12 protein-coding genes and 1 riboswitch are annotated in these 14,474 nt (G+C 75.0%); of the genes, 5 read left to right on the top strand and 7 right to left on the bottom strand.

The window, feature by feature from the left end:
* Positions 1 to 350: 350 nt before the first annotated feature.
* The 6 genes from ACZ50K_RS02690 to ACZ50K_RS02665 form a co-directional block, all read right to left on the bottom strand.
* On the bottom strand, positions 351 to 1,232 hold the full coding sequence (locus ACZ50K_RS02690) for an ECF transporter S component (RefSeq protein ID WP_468896603.1): 882 nt from the start codon (positions 1,230 to 1,232) through the stop codon (positions 351 to 353).
* Positions 1,229 to 3,118 carry an ABC transporter ATP-binding protein gene (locus tag ACZ50K_RS02685; RefSeq protein ID WP_468896600.1) on the bottom strand — a complete coding sequence of 630 codons (1,890 nt, stop codon included), beginning with the start codon at positions 3,116 to 3,118 and terminating at the stop codon, positions 1,229 to 1,231. The genes ACZ50K_RS02690 and ACZ50K_RS02685 overlap by 4 nt, the downstream gene beginning before the upstream one ends.
* A complete protein-coding gene (locus ACZ50K_RS02680) occupies positions 3,115 to 4,284 on the bottom strand; it encodes an energy-coupling factor transporter transmembrane component T (protein ID WP_468897185.1) in 1,170 nt (389 codons plus the stop codon). Before ACZ50K_RS02680 ends, ACZ50K_RS02685 begins: the two co-directional genes overlap by 4 nt.
* Positions 4,285 to 4,931: 647 nt before the next feature.
* Complete coding sequence (locus ACZ50K_RS02675) at positions 4,932 to 5,642, bottom strand: SCO2322 family protein (RefSeq protein ID WP_468896597.1); 711 nt, start codon at positions 5,640 to 5,642, stop codon at positions 4,932 to 4,934.
* A gap of 41 nt (positions 5,643 to 5,683) precedes the next feature.
* Positions 5,684 to 6,976, bottom strand: a complete 1,293-nt coding sequence (locus ACZ50K_RS02670) for a prenyltransferase/squalene oxidase repeat-containing protein (protein WP_468896594.1) — start codon at positions 6,974 to 6,976, stop codon at positions 5,684 to 5,686.
* A 107-nt stretch (positions 6,977 to 7,083) separates the two neighbouring features.
* Positions 7,084 to 7,167, bottom strand: a riboswitch (cobalamin riboswitch).
* 64 nt (positions 7,168 to 7,231) lie between these two features.
* A complete protein-coding gene (locus tag ACZ50K_RS02665; RefSeq protein WP_468896591.1) occupies positions 7,232 to 8,287 on the bottom strand; it encodes an MBL fold metallo-hydrolase in 1,056 nt (351 codons plus the stop codon).
* A gap of 246 nt (positions 8,288 to 8,533) precedes the next feature.
* On the opposite strand from ACZ50K_RS02665, the gene ACZ50K_RS02660 reads away from it, so the two are divergent.
* Together ACZ50K_RS02660 and ACZ50K_RS02655 are read left to right on the top strand one after the other, a co-directional pair.
* Complete coding sequence (locus ACZ50K_RS02660; protein WP_468896588.1) at positions 8,534 to 10,006, top strand: aldehyde dehydrogenase; 1,473 nt, start codon at positions 8,534 to 8,536, stop codon at positions 10,004 to 10,006.
* The gene (locus ACZ50K_RS02655) at positions 10,006 to 10,239 is read left to right on the top strand and encodes a ferredoxin (RefSeq protein ID WP_468896585.1); all 234 of its coding nucleotides are present in this window, start codon (positions 10,006 to 10,008) and stop codon (positions 10,237 to 10,239) included. The genes ACZ50K_RS02660 and ACZ50K_RS02655 overlap by 1 nt, the downstream gene beginning before the upstream one ends.
* A gap of 103 nt (positions 10,240 to 10,342) precedes the next feature.
* Here the strand turns inward: ACZ50K_RS02655 and ACZ50K_RS02650 are convergent, their stop codons facing one another.
* The gene (locus tag ACZ50K_RS02650; RefSeq protein WP_468896582.1) at positions 10,343 to 10,975 is read right to left on the bottom strand and encodes a TetR family transcriptional regulator; all 633 of its coding nucleotides are present in this window, start codon (positions 10,973 to 10,975) and stop codon (positions 10,343 to 10,345) included.
* Positions 10,976 to 11,202: 227 nt separating this feature from the next.
* Between ACZ50K_RS02650 and ACZ50K_RS02645 the strand changes: the two genes are divergently transcribed.
* Genes ACZ50K_RS02645 through ACZ50K_RS02635 form a run of 3 tightly spaced genes read left to right on the top strand, consistent with a single transcriptional unit; the run spans position 11,203 to position 14,444 of the window.
* Entirely contained in the window at positions 11,203 to 12,561 is a 1,359-nt protein-coding gene (locus tag ACZ50K_RS02645) for a glycosyltransferase family 4 protein (protein WP_468896580.1), read from the top strand.
* A gap of 57 nt (positions 12,562 to 12,618) precedes the next feature.
* A complete protein-coding gene (locus tag ACZ50K_RS02640) occupies positions 12,619 to 13,353 on the top strand; it encodes a class I SAM-dependent methyltransferase (RefSeq protein ID WP_468896577.1) in 735 nt (244 codons plus the stop codon).
* Complete coding sequence (locus tag ACZ50K_RS02635) at positions 13,350 to 14,444, top strand: prenyltransferase (protein ID WP_468896574.1); 1,095 nt, start codon at positions 13,350 to 13,352, stop codon at positions 14,442 to 14,444. Before ACZ50K_RS02640 ends, ACZ50K_RS02635 begins: the two co-directional genes overlap by 4 nt.
* Positions 14,445 to 14,474 lie beyond the last annotated feature (30 nt).

Below are 14,474 nucleotides of genomic sequence, written 5' to 3'. Positions count from 1 at the left end.
CGGGCACGCCGGGGACGGGTCGGGGACACGTCGAAGGCATGCGTGAGCCACTCACGCGGTGGAGAGGGGTTCGTACGTCGGGCGGGGGCGGGTGATCCGCTCCTGCCGTCTCGGCGACATCTCCAGTTAGCCAGGCCGCCGAGCCCCTGGCAACGCCCCCTGTTACTAGTGGCGGTCGCAGGCCGGGTGCAAGGTCCCGGCCCCGACCCGGCCGATGTCCGTGCAGGTGGGAGCGGGTGCGGTCGGGGATAAGGAACCTGTCGGGGGACTACTAGTCCCGCTCGTATGTGACCAGGGTCCTGTGTGCCGGCTCACCACCGGGAGCCCTTTTTGTGACGGTGCGTAGCGGACTATCGCCGGTTTTCGTGCGGGTTCCGGGGCGGTTCGGGGACCGGATCGAAGGTGACGGCGGCGTCGAACGACGCTTTCCGGGTCGCCCGGCGCAGCGCCTTCAGCAGGGTGCCGCCCAGGGTCAGGGTGAGCACCACGGTCAGCGCCGCCCGGCCCAGGTCCCAGCCGACCGAGGTGGCCAGGCAGTAGGCCAGGAAGCGGGCCAGGTTCGCGGGCACCGGGTCGCCGGGATGGAAGGACACCCCCTCGCCCATGCCCTGGAGGATCACCCACCCCTGGAGGTTCATCACCGTGCCGTACGCGAACGAGCCCAGGAAGCCGTACGCGGCCAGCATCCACAGCTCGGCCCGGCCGCGGAGCCGGTCCGGAGCGGGCAGCAGGCCCGCGCCGAGCGCGAACCAGCCCAGGGCGAGCATCTGGAACGGCATCCACGGACCGACCCCGCCGGTCAGCAGCGCCGAGGCGAACATGGTGACGGCGCCCAGCACGAACCCGAAGCCCGGGCCCAGCACCCGGGCGCTGAGCACCATCAGGAAGAACATCGGCTCCAGGCCGGCCGTGCCCGCGCCCAGCGGGCGCAGGGCCGCCCCGACGGCCGCGAGTACCCCCAGCATGGCCACGGCCTTGGCGTCCATGCCGTTGTCGGCGATGGTCGCGACGACCACGGCGACCAGCAGCGGCAGCAGTGCGGCGAACAGCCAGGGGGCGTCCTGGGAGTGCGCCAGACCGGACTGCCGGTCGGCGAGCAGGGGCCAGCCGAAGGCGGCGATCCCGATCAGGGTGAGCAGGACCAGCGCGGCGGCGGCCCGGGGGCCGATCCGGACCGGGCGGGCGGCGGGCCCGCCGTTCCCGGACTCCGCCTTCCTCGTCGTCCCCGTCACGGGGCGGGCTCCCCGGGGGTGGCGGGGCCGCTGCGGTAGCTGCGGCCGGGGCGGGGCGGGGACGGCGGGGCGGGCTCGGACGGCGGGCCGGTGCGGCCCAGGGCCGCGGCGACCTGGGGGACGGTCAGCCACGGGGCCGGGGCGAGGATCTTGGCCACCTGGGGGGCGAAGGCCGGTGAGGACACCACCACCTCGGCGGTGGGCCCGTCCGCGACCACCTCCCCGCCGGCCAGGATCACCACCCGGTGAGCCAGCTCGGCCGCCAGCTCCACGTCGTGGGTGGCCAGCACGATGGCGTGGCCCTCGGCCGCCAGGCCGCGCAGTACCTCGATCAGCCGGGCCTTCGCCGCGTAGTCCAGACCGCGGGTGGGCTCGTCCAGCAGCAGCAGGGCGGGACGCCCGGTCAGCACCAGGGCGAGGGCCAGGGCCAGCCGCTGCCCCTCGGAGAGGTCCCGCGGATGGGTGTCGTCCGGTACGTCCGGCAGCAGCTCGGACACCAGGGCCCGGCAGCTGCCGGGCGCCGCGCCCGCGTCCGCGTCGGCGGCCGCGCACTCGGCGCCGACCGTGTCCGCGTACAGCAGGTCCCGGGGCTCCTGGGGGACCAGGCCGACCCGCCGGACCATCTCGGCGGGCGCGGTCCGGTGCGGGACGGCACCGCCCACGGTCAGCGAGCCGGAGGCCGGCTCCAGCATCCCGACCAGGGTGGCGAGCAGGGTGGACTTGCCGGCGCCGTTGCGGCCCATGAGGGCGACCGTCTCGCCGGGGCGGACGGTCAGCGAGATGTTCCGGAGGGTTTCGGCGCGGCCTCGGCGGACGCTGAGGCCGGAGGTGCGGACGGCGGCCGAACGGTCGCTTCCGGTGCCCGTGCCCGTGCCCGTGTCGGTGCCTGTGCCGGTGTCGGTGCCCGTGCTCGTGCCGGTGTCGGGCGGTGGGGTGGTGGGAGCGGTGCGACGGAGGCGGCCGAACAGGCCGGGGCTGCGGCGCCCGCGCGGGGCCGACCGGTCCGCCCGGTCCGGGCCGGGAGCGGTGGCGTCGGGCGCCGGGTGCGGGGCGGGCGGGGGCGGCGGGGCCGCGGGGAGCCGGCCGAGCAGTTCGGGGGCCGAGCGGCGGGCGTCGCGGACCGAGAGGGGGAGGGGGGTCCAGCCGGCCAGCCGGCCGAGGGCCACGACCGGCGGGTGGACGGGGGAGACGGCCATGATCTCGGCGGGGGTGCCCAGCACGGGGGCGGCGCCGGGTCCGGGGAGGAGCAGCACCCGGTCCGCGTACTGGACCACGCGCTCCAGCCGGTGCTCGGCCATCAGGACGGTGGTGCCGAGGTCGTGCACCAGGCGCTGGAGCACGGCCAGGACCTCCTCCGCGGCCGCCGGGTCCAGGGCGGAGGTCGGTTCGTCCAGGACCAGGACCCGGGGGTGCGGGGTGAGGACCGATCCGATCGCGACCCGCTGCTGCTGGCCGCCGGAGAGGGTGGCGATCGGGCGGTCGCGGAGCTCGTTCAGACCGAGCAGGTCCAGGGTCTCCTCCACCCGGCGCCGCATCACGGCGGGCGGCAGACCCAGCGACTCCATGCCGTACGCCAGCTCGTCCTCCACCACGTCCGTGACGAAGTGGGCCAGGGGGTCCTGGCCGACGGTGCCGACCACGTCCGCGAGCTCCCGCGGCTTGTGGGTGCGGGTGTCGCGGCCGGCCACCGTGACCCGGCCGCCCAGGTGCCCGCCGGTGAAGTGCGGGACCAGCCCGGAGACCGCGCCCAGCAGGGTGGACTTGCCGACTCCCGAGGGGCCCACGAGCAGGGTCAGTTCCCCCTCCGGGACGGTCAGGTCCACCGCGCGGAGGGTGGGTGCGGCGGCGTCCTCGTAGGTGACGGACATCTGCTCGAAGCGGATCATCGTCCGGACGCCTCCTTCGGCGGTGCGGGCGGTACGTGCGGTACGTGCTGTGCGTGCGGTACGTGCTGTGGGGGCGGTACGGAGAGGGTGGGCGGTACGGGGGCCACCACGGCCGGGAGCAGGCCGATCAGGACGGCCGCGGCCGGCCAGAGCGGCAGACCGGGGGCGAGCAGCGGGACCACGCCGGGGCGCAGGCCCTCGGGGTCCACCGAGGCGGCGTGGATCATCAGGGCGGCGACGGCCGCGCCCGAGCCGGCGACCAGCCAGGCGCGGACCCCCCAGCGGTCGGGCCGGTAGCGGGTGCGCAGGCTGCGCCGTCCGCCGAGGCGCAGCCCGGCCAGGGCGAGGGCCAGCCCGATGAGGAGGACGGGGAGGCCGTAGCGGGCGCCTTCGGCGGCCAGCAGTCCGTAGGTGCCGGCGCACATGCCGAGCAGACCGCCGAGGGTGAGGGCGTTGGTGGTGTGCCGGACGGCGTCCGGGACGCTGGCGGTCCGGCCGTAGCCGCGGGCGTCCATGGAGGCGGCCACCGCCACGGACCGTTCCAGGGCGCCTTCGAGCACCGGCAGACCGATCTGGAGCACGGCCAGGACCCCGCCGGTGGGGCGGCCCCGGAGCCGGCGGGCGGTGCGGAGCCGGACCACGTCCGCGACCATGTTCGGCGCGAAGGTCATGGCGACGACCACGGCGACCCCCGCCTCGTAGAGGGCGGCCGGCAGGGACTTCAGCAGCCGGGCCGGGTTGGCGAGGGCGTTGGCCGCGCCCACGCAGATGAGGAGGGTGGCGAGCTTGGCGCCGTCGTAGAAGGCGAAGACCAGTTGTTCGGCGGTGACCCGGCCGCCGAACCGGATGCCCTGGGCCCAGGCGGGGAGCGGGATCTCGGGGAGGGTGAAGAGGAGGTGGGTGCCGGGGATGGCGGAGCCGAGGACCACGGAGAAGAGCAGCCGCAGGGCGATCACGAACAGGCCCAGCTTGACGAAGGCCCCGTAGGAGCGGGCCCAGGGGGCGTCGGTGCGGCGGGCGGCCACCACGTAGCCGGCGACGCCGACGATCAGGCCGAGGAGCAGCGGGTTGGTGGTGCGGGAGGCGGCGGTGGCCAGCCCGAGGGCCCACAGCCACCAGGCACCGGCGTGCAGGGCGTTGCCCCGGGTCGCCTCCGGCGCCCGCATCCGCCGCCCGAGACGCGCCGCGAATCCCGCGGCGGTGCGCGCGGCCGGCGGCTCCGGCGTGCGTGCGGCGCCGTCGCCGGTGCGGTACGCCCGGCGGGCGGGGCGGGGGGCGGCCGTCCCGTCGCCGAGGGTCCGCCCCGGCCGGGCCGGTCGCGCGCCTACGGGCCGGGCCCCGGCCGGGTGCGGAGGTTCGGGTTCGCCGGGGTCGGGCCGCGCCGGTTCGCTCGCGCGGCCGGCCGGGCCCTCCGGGCCGGCCACCGGGTGTCCGGTGGCTTCCGGACCGGCCGAGGAGCCGGCTGAGCGGGTGGGTTCGGCGGGGCCGACCGGCCGGCCGGGCCGGACCGGTTCGCTCCCGGGTCCGGTGAGGCCCTCCGGGCCGGCCGCATGGCGTCCGGTGGCTCCCGAATCGGCCGGGAAGACGTCCGCGGAGCGGGCCGGGCGGGGCGGTCCGGCCGGGCCCTCCGGGTCGGCCGCCGGGTCGGCCGCATGGCGGTCGGTGGCTCCCGGGCCGGCCGGGGATGCGTTCGCGCGGCCGGTCGGGCGGGGCGATCCGGTGGGGCCCTGCGCGCCGGTCGACGCGGCGGCTCCCGGACCGGCCGGGGAGCCGCCCGGGGAGCCCGACGGGCGGGGTGGTTCGGTGGGGCGGTTCATCGGGGGCGTCGGCGGCGGGACTGCCAGAGGGCGGCGCCGGCCAGGGCGAGGACGGCGGCGATGCCGGCCAGCAGTCCGGCCGAGGGGCCGGCGCCGGAGCCTTCGGAGCCGTCGGTCCCGGCCGCCCGGTCGGGGGCGGCGGAGTCGGCGGGCCCGGTGGCGGGGGTGTCACCGGTGGTCTTCGACACCTGGTCCCCGCAGCCCTGGCGGGGGTAGCCGGAGATCGCGCAGAGCAGGGCAGCGCTGTTGTAGCGCAGCGGCTTCGCCACCGCCGCCAGGGCCTCGGCGGAGCTGGCCGCCGGGTCCAGTACGGCACAGGCCGTGCGCGGGGCGGTCTGCGGCGGCCGCTCGCCCGAGGGGGCGTCCGCCGGGACGCCGAAGTCGACCACCAGGGCGATCCGCTTCCGGCCGGGCACCGCCGGGGTGGATCCGCAGATCGCGGTGAAGTCGGCGGGGCTCCGCGGCTTCGCCGCCTCGCTGGAGGCGTCCTCGCTCACCGCGAAGCGGAACCCCTGGACCTCGCCGTCCGCCGGGCGGGCCAGCGAGGGCCCGAGGGTGGCGTACTTCCAGCCGCCGCCCGCTGCCCCGTCCCAGAAGGACCAGTACCGGTAGCCGGCCGCGGCCGCCGGGGAGGCGGCGAGCAGCGGGAGGACCGCGAGGAGCGGGACGAGCAGCGCGAGCAGCAGGGCCCCGGTGCGTCCGGTCACGCCCGTTCCCGGGGCGCGCCCGGGCCCGGCCACCGGGTGGTTCACAGCTGCTGCTTCTTGCGGCGGCCGCTGAGCATGATGCCGATGCCGGCGCCGGCGGCGGCGCCGGCGCCGATCATCCACCAGACCGAGGAAGAGGAGGACTCCTCCTTCTCCTTCTTCTCGGTGGAGCCGGTGGCGGAGCTCGGCGAGGGCTGGGCGGTGGCGGCGGCCGGGGCGGGGCCCTGGGCGTTCAGGGCGGCGACCAGGTCGGTGCCGCCGAAGGCCTTGGGGTCGGCGCCGCCGGCGTGGGCGGCCAGGATCAGCTGGGCGTAGGCGCCCGGACCGGCCGTCTTGGCCCAGTCGGCGGCGTTCTTCTCCAGCCAGGCCAGCGGCTTGGCGGCGGCGGTCCGGTGGCCGTCCGCGGCGAGCGCGAGGACCGCGTCCGCGGTGTTGCCGAAGTCGGGCTGGTCGGTGGCGCCGGGCATGGCCGACATCAGGTGGTCGCCGGTGGCGGCCAGCTTGGCGCTCAGGTATCCGGCGCCGCCCGCGGCGGACTGTGCCGGGTCCTTGGCGGCGCCGGTCTCGCAGGTGACCGCCTTGGGGTCGACCGGCCGGTCGGCGGCGGGCGGGGCGACGACCAGGCCCTTGCCGAGGACGCCCAGGACGGCGGCCGCGGTGGCGTCCGGGTTGGCGGGCAGCTTGCCGGCCTTGTCGGGCTGGGAGGCGAAGGCGCCCAGGTCCTCCGGCTTGGAGACGCCCGGCTGCGGGCAGCTGAGCTGGAGGCCGCGCAGCGCGTCGTAGCCGGTCTTGCCGGTCTTGGAGCGGATCGCGTCGGGGCGTTCGCCGGCCGCGGTGAGCGCGCCCAGGACGATGCCGGTGGAGTTGGCGTCGGTGCCGAAGTCCATGCTGCCGCCGGGGCTGTAGCTCCAGCCGCCGTTCTCGTTCTGCACGGACTTCAGCCAGCCGGTGGCCTTCTTCACCTGGTCCTGGTGGCCGCCGAGGGCGATCAGGGCCTGGACGGCGGCCGCGGTGGCGTTGGTGTCCAGGGCGGTGGCCGGCTCGCAGGCCTTGGCCGGGTCCGGGCGGAAGGAGGCGAAGGCGCCGTTGGCGCACTGCTGGCCGGTCAGCCAGGACACGGCCTGCGGGGCCGGGCGGACCCCGGCGGTGTGCTGGGCGAGGAAGGCGAGGGACTGCCGGAACACCCCGTCGTAGGTGGGGTCGCCGGTGCCGTACAGGCCGGCCGGGACCGTCGGGGACGGGGTGGGTGAGGGCGCGGCGGAGGCGGTGGGAGCGGCGACCGCGCAGAGCACGGCGGAGGCGGCGAGCGCGGCGGCGCTGCGGCGGACGTTCATGACGGGGCGGGGTGCCTCTCCTGCTGGGGAGCGGGAGGCAGGCGCGCGCGGGCGCCGGGCTCCGGCTCCGTATGACCTCGACGGTGCCGGTCACCGGGTCCGGTACGGGGCATTCCGGCTTCCCGCCGCCCGGAGGATCCGGTCGGCGGGTCACGGCTGCGGGTCAGTGCCGGATTCGCACCGGCTTCCCCCCGTACGGGACTGTTGACGACCTGCCCACTGTACCGGCCCGGACTCCGCTGCTCCGGATGGCCGTCAGAGAGCCCGGTAGGTGACCGGCTCGGAGCCCGGGACGGCCTCCGCGCGGCCGAGTTTCACCAGTCGGCGCAGATGGGCCTCGGCCTCCGAGACGGCGATGTTGCGGGAGCCGTAGGGGATCTGCTCCCAGGGTCGGTTCCAGTCCATCCGCTCGGCCAGCGCCCAGGGGGTGAGGGGGGCGGCGGCCAGCAGCCGGTGCAGTCCGGTGAGCCGTTCCTCGTGGTGGGCCAGGAGCTCGCGGACCCGGGCCGGGGCGTCGGTGAAGGAGTGCTGGTGGGCGGGCAGCACCTCGGCGGGGGCGAGCCGGCCGATCCGCTCCAGGGAGTCGAGGTAGTCGCCGAGCGGGTCGGTGGCCCGGGTGATGCCGTTCTCGTCGGGGGCCTCGTAGAGGCCGATGTGCGGGGTGATGCCGGGCAGCAGGTGGTCGCCGGAGAAGAGCCGTCCGTTGCCGGGGAGGTTCGCCGGGTGCTCCTCCTCCAGGTGCAGGCAGACGTGGCCGGGGGTGTGGCCGGGGGTCCAGACGGCGCGGAGCCGGCGGCCGGCCAGCGGGAGCAGTTCGCCGGGGACGATCTCGCGGTCGGGGACGGCCGCGTGCAGTCCGGGCAGGGTCCGGTTCCGGCCGGAGCGCCGGGCGGCCCGGAGCGGGGCGATGTGGTCCTCGGGGGCGCCGGCCAGGGCGAGCTTCTCGCTCATGTAGTCGTACCAGACGCCGGGTTCGGCGGAGCGGGTGCGGAGCACGATCTCGGTGTCGGCGGCGTGCATGGCGATCCAGCAGCCGGAGGCCTCGCGGACCCGTCCGGAGAGGCCGTGGTGGTCGGGGTGGTGGTGGGTGATGACCACCCCGTGGACGTCGGCGGGGGCGAGGCCGAGGGCGGCGAGCCCGGCGGCCAGGGCGTCCCAGGAGTCGGGGTCGTCCCAGCCGGTGTCGACGAGCACCGGGCCCCGGTCGGTGTCGAGGACGTGGACCAGGGTGTGGCCGAGGGGGTTGTCGGGGATGGGGACCTTCAGGGCGTGGACCCCGCCGCCGTGGTCCGTCACCGTCGCCTGTGTCATCGGATTCCCCGTTCGCCGTGGTGCGTGTCCCCAGCGGACCGCTTCCGCTGCCGCAGCCGCTGTCGAGAACTTGTTGCAGTTGTTAGTAGTAGCCCAAGTCGACCAACTTCCGCAGCTGTTGACACCGCATTGGAGTGTCCGTCGCACTTATGTCCTGGACCTCGACTCCTTGAACTAGAACTGGTATCAGTTCTTCAGTTCTCGCATCGTCAGGGTGGTCGCGCACAGCCGCAGGAGGCATCAGCCATGACCGAGCTCGTGGAACACGGAAAACTGTTCATCGGCGGGGAGTGGGCGGATCCGCTGGGCGGCGGGACCATCGAGGTCGTCTCCCCGCACACCGAGGAGGTCATCGGCCGGGTCCCGCACGCCTCCCGGGAGGACGTGGACCGCGCGGTGGCCGCCGCCCGCAGGGCCTTCGACGAGGGGCCGTGGCCCCGGCTGTCGCTGGAGGAGCGGATCGAGGTGGTCGGGCGGATCAAGGACGCCATCGCCGTCCGGCACGAGGAGATCGCCCGCTCCATCAGCTCCCAGAACGGCTCCCCCTACTCGTGGAGCATCCTCGCCCAGGCCCTCGGCCCGATGATGATCTACGACGCGGCCATCGGCGTCGCCCGCGGCTTCCGCTACGAGGAGCACCGGGCCGGGGCGCTCGGGCCGATCCTGGTCCGCCGCGAGCCGGTCGGCGTGGTCGCGGCCGTCATCCCCTGGAACGTCCCGCAGTTCGTGGCGGCGGCCAAGCTGGCGCCCGCGCTGCTCAGCGGCTGCACGGTGATCCTCAAGCCGTCCCCCGAGTCCCCCCTCGACTCCTTCATCCTCGCCGACATCGCCCGCGAGGCCGGACTGCCCGAAGGGGTGCTGTCCATCCTCCCGGCCGACCGGGAGGTCAGCGAGTACCTGGTCGGCCACCCCGGTGTGGACAAGGTGGCGTTCACCGGCTCGGTCGCCGCCGGCAAGCGCGTGATGGAGGTCGCCGCCCGCAACCTCACCCGGGTCACCCTGGAACTCGGCGGCAAGTCGGCGGCCGTGGTGCTGCCCGACGCCGACCTGGCCACCACCGTCCCCGGCCTCGTCCAGTCCGGCTGGATGAACAACGGCCAGGCCTGCGTGGCCCAGACCCGGATCCTCGCCCCGCGCAGCCGCTACGACGAGGTGGCCGAGGCCCTGGTGGCGGCGGTCCGCGCCCAGGTGGTCGGCGACCCGCTCGACCCGGCCACCCAGATCGGACCGCTGGTCGCCCGCCGCCAGCAGCGCCGCTCCCTCGACTACATCGGCATCGGCCAGGAGGAGGGCGCCAAGGTCCTCACCGGCGGCGGGGTGCCGGCCGGACTGGAACGCGGCTGGTACGTGGAGCCCACCCTGTTCGGGGACGTGGACAACTCCATGAGGATCGCCCGCGAGGAGATCTTCGGCCCGGTGGTCTGCCTGCTGCCCTACGGGGACGAGGAGGAGGCGGCGCGGATCGCCAACGACTCCGACTTCGGGCTCAGCGGCAGCGTCTGGACCGCCGACGTGGAGCACGGCATCGACTTCGCCCGCCGGGTGCGCACCGGCACGTACAACGTGAACACCTTCAGCCTGGACATGCTGGGCCCCTTCGGCGGCTACAAGAACAGCGGACTGGGGCGGGAGTTCGGGCCGGAGGGCCTCGGCGAGTACCTGGAGCACAAGATGATCCACCTGCCCGCCGGCTACCAGGCCCCGGGAGCGGAGGGCTGATGGGCGACCGCTGGCACGTGGAGGTCGACCGGGGGGTCTGCATCGGCTCCGGGATGTGCGTGAACCACGCCCCGGCCGGGTTCACCCTGGACACGGCCCGGCAGTCCCATCCGGCGGTGCCCGAGACGGACGCCAGCGAAGGGGTGCTGGCGGCGGCCGAGGGATGCCCGGTGGAGGCCATCACCATCACCCTGCTGGAGTCCGGGGAAGCGGTGTTCCCGCCCGAGGAGTAGCGGACGGACCCCCGCCGGTCCGCCGGCCGCCGGGCCCGCCCCCGTCCCGGAGCGGCCGCCCGCCGGTCCGGGACGGGGGCTTTGTCCGGCGGGATCCGGACGATTAACCGGCGGGCGGCCTCGGCGGGGCCGTCAGGTCGATCAGCCGGCAGACCGTCTCGATGTCGATCTTCACCTGGGCGATCGAGGCGCGGCCCGAGAGCCAGGTGATCAGCGCCGAGTGCCAGGTGTGCTCGATCACCCGGACCGCCGAGAGCTGTTCGGCGGTCGGCGGGGCCTCCAGCCCCATCGAGTCCAGGATGATCGCCGTGGTCAGCCGCGAGACGGTGTCCACCTCGGGACTCACGCTGCGGTCGGCGAAGGTCAGCGCCCGGACCATGGCGTCCGCCAGGTGCGGCTCGCGCTGGAGCGCCCGGAAGGCCCGCATCAGGGTCTCGGCGACCCGGGCGGCCGGGTCGTCGCCGGCCGGCGGCCGCTTCCGCAGGGTGCTGTGCATGTGCTGGAGCTGGTCCTGCATGGTGGCCACCAGCAGGTGCACCTTGGAGGGGAAGTAACGGTAGAGCGTGCCGAGGGCCACGCTGGAGGACTCCGCGACCTCGCGCATCTGGACCGCGTCGAACCCGCCCCGGCTGGCGAGTTGGGCGCTCGCGTGCAGGATCCGGCGGCGGCGGGCCTCCTGGCGCTCCGTCAGGGGCGGGGACGCCGGTGCGGCGACGGCCTTGGATTCCGCTGTCATATGTCCCGTTCCAAGATGTTCCGAGAAGGTTCTTTCGCCGTGTTCGAGGCTTTCGGAAGCCAGCATGGCAGGCACCCGGGCCGTGGCGCGAATCACCTGCTCCGGCTCTCGCGGTGTGGTTTCCGACCGGTAGATTCAGTCTTCTTGACGGATCAAGATCTGAAACTTGTTCTACATTATCCGAGCGATTACGCTCCGGCGGAAGTGCAGTGAGAAGGGGGCCGGGAGTGACCGCTGAGGCCATGGTGACGAGCCCTCTCGCGGGGGGAGCCGCCGACGGCGAGCGCCCGTTGCGGATCGCACTCCTCACCTACAAAGGGAACCCGTTCTGCGGTGGCCAGGGCGTCTACGTCCGGCACCTCTCCCGGGAGCTGGCCCGCCTGGGGCACCGGGTCGAGGTGATCGGGGCGCAGCCCTACCCCGTCCTCGACGAGCTCGCCACCGCCGACGGCACGGACGGCGCCGCCGCCGGGCCCGTCCTCACCGAACTGCCCAGCCTGGACCTCTACCGGCAGCCCGACCCGTTCCGTACCCCCGGGCGGTCCGAGTACCGGGACTGGATCGACCTCCTGGAGGTCGCCACCATGTGGACCGGCGGCTTCCCCGAGCCGCTGACCTTCTCGCTGCGGGCCCGCCGCCATCTGGCCGCCCGGCTCGGCGAGTTCGACGTGGTCCACGACAACCAGACCCTCGGCTACGGCCTGTTGGGCCGGATCGGCGCCCCGCTGGTCACCACCATCCACCACCCCATCACCGTGGACCGGCGGCTGGACCTGGCCGCCGCCGGGAACCGCAGGAAGCGGCTGTCGGTCCGCCGCTGGTACGGCTTCACCCGGATGCAGAAGCGGGTGGCCCGCCGGCTGCCGTCGGTGCTGACCGTCTCCGGCTCCTCCCGCCAGGAGATCATCGAGGACCTCGGGGTCCGGGAGGACCGGATCCACGTGGTCCACATCGGGGCCGACACCGACCTGTGGTCCCCCGACCCGTCGGTGGCCGAGACACCCGGCCGGATCGTCACCACCTCCAGCGCCGACGTCCCGCTCAAGGGCCTCGTCCACCTCGTCGAGGCCCTCGCCAAGCTCCGCACCGAACGCCCCGACGCCCACCTCGTGGTGGTCGGCAAGCGGGCCGAACGCGGACCGGTGGCCCGCGCCATCGAGAAGTACGGCCTCCAGGACGCGGTCCGGTTCGTCAAGGGCATCACCGACGCCGAACTGGTCGACCTGGTGCGCGGCGCCCAGGTCGCCTGCGTCCCCTCGCTCTACGAGGGCTTCTCGCTCCCCGCCGCCGAGGCCATGGCCACCGGCACCCCGCTGGTCGCCACCACCGGCGGCGCCATCCCCGAGGTCACCGGACCCGACGGGGAGACCTGCCTGGCGGTCCCGCCCGGGGACCCCGGTGCCCTCGCCGGCGCCCTGGCCCGGCTGCTCGGCGACGAGGAACTGCGGACCCGGCTCGGTGCGGCCGGCCGGGACCGCGTGCTGTCCAGGTTCACCTGGGCCAAGGCCGCCGAGGGCACCGTCGCCCACTACCGGGCCGCGATCGCCGAGGCCGCCGGTGCCACCGGGACCACCCGGACCCGGTGATCCGCACACCGTGACGCCCCACCCTCACCACCCCCTCGACCGCGAAGGCAGGCCCTCGTGCTGACCGTCGATTTCTCCCGGTTCCCGCTCGCCGCCGGCGACCGGGTCCTCGATCTGGGCTGCGGCGCAGGCCGGCACGCCTTCGAGTGCTACCGGCGCGGCGCCCAGGTCGTCGCCCTCGACCGCAACGGCGAGGAGATCCGCGAGGTCGCCAAGTGGTTCGCCGCGATGAAGGAGGCCGGCGAGGCCCCCGCGGGCGCCACCGCCACCGCCATGGAGGGCGACGCGCTGGCCCTGCCCTTCCCCGACGAGTCCTTCGACGTGGTCATCATCTCCGAGGTGATGGAGCACATCCCCGACGACAAGGGGGTCCTCGCCGAGATGGTCCGGGTCCTCAAGCCGGGCGGCCGGATCGCCATCACCGTGCCCCGCTACGGCCCCGAGAAGATCTGCTGGGCGCTCTCCGACGCCTACCACGAGGTCGAGGGCGGCCACATCCGCATCTACAAGGCGGAGGAGCTGCTCGGCAAGATGGAGTCGGCCGGCCTCAAGCCCTACGGCACCCACCACGCGCACGGCCTGCACTCCCCGTACTGGTGGCTCAAGTGCGCCTTCGGCGTGGACAACGACAAGGCCCTCCCGGTCCGCGCCTACCACAAGCTGCTGGTCTGGGACATCATGAAGAAGCCCCTCGCCACCCGGCTCGCCGAGCAGGCCCTCAACCCCGTCATCGGCAAGAGCTTCGTCGCCTACGCCACCAAGCCCCACCTGCCCGTGGGCGCGGCCCAGTGAGCGCTTCCGGCGGTGCCACCGGCCGAGCGGAACACCTGGTCCTGCCCGGGGTGCTGACGGCCGAGGAGGCCGCCGCCACGGTCGCCGGGATCCTCGCCGTCCAGCGGGCCGACGGGGCCATCCCCTGGTTCCGCGGCCACCACCTCGACCCGTGGGACCACACCGAGGCCGCCATGGCCCTGGACGCGGCCGGCGAGCACGAGGCCGCCGCCCGCGCCTACGCCTGGCTGGCCCGCCACCAGAACCCGGACGGCTCCTGGTACGCCGCCTACGCCGACCGCGAGGACGGCGTGGACACCGCCGCCCCGCAGGACGCCGGCAAGGAGTCGAACTTCACCGCCTACATAGCCGTCGGCGTCTGGCACCACTACCTCGCCACCGGCGACGACACCTTCCTCGACGTGATGTGGCCGACCGTCACGGCCGCCGTCGGGTTCGTCCTCGGCCTCCAGCAGCCGGGCGGCGAGATCGGCTGGAAGCGGGAGCCGGACGGCACCGCCGTCCCCGGGGCCCTCCTCACCGGATCCTCCTCCGTCCACCAGGCACTGCGCTGCGCGCTGGCCGTGGCCGAGCACCGGGAGGAACCGCAGCCGGACTGGGAACTGGCCGCCGGAGCCCTCGCGCACGCGGTCCGCAGCCACCCCGAGCGGTTCCTGGACAAGAACCACTACTCGATGGACTGGTACTACCCGGTCCTCGGCGGGGCCCTCACCGGGACCGCCGCCAAGGCCCGCATCGAGGAGCGCTGGGAGGAGTTCGTCGTCCCGGACCTGGGCGTGCGCTGCGTGCTCCCCAATCCGTGGGTGACCGGCGGCGAGAGCTGCGAACTGGCCCTGGCCCTCTGGGCGATGGGGGAGTCCGACCGGGCCCTGGAGATCCTCCGCTCGATCACCCACCTGCGCGCCGAGGACGGCATGTACTGGACCGGCTACGTCTTCGACGACCGGGCCGTGTGGCCGGTGGAGCGCACCACCTGGACGGCCGCCTCGCTGCTCCTCGCCGTGGCCGCGCTCGGCGGCGACCCGGCCACCGTGGCCGTCTTCGGCGGGACCGAACTGCCGCCCGGACTCGACCCGGCCTGCTGCGCCTGACCGGGGCGCACGCGCCGTACGGACCGTACG

It is taken from the genome of Streptomyces sp. NPDC033845 (assembly GCF_055576225.1).
This window is presented reverse-complemented; position numbering and strand designations above follow the sequence as displayed.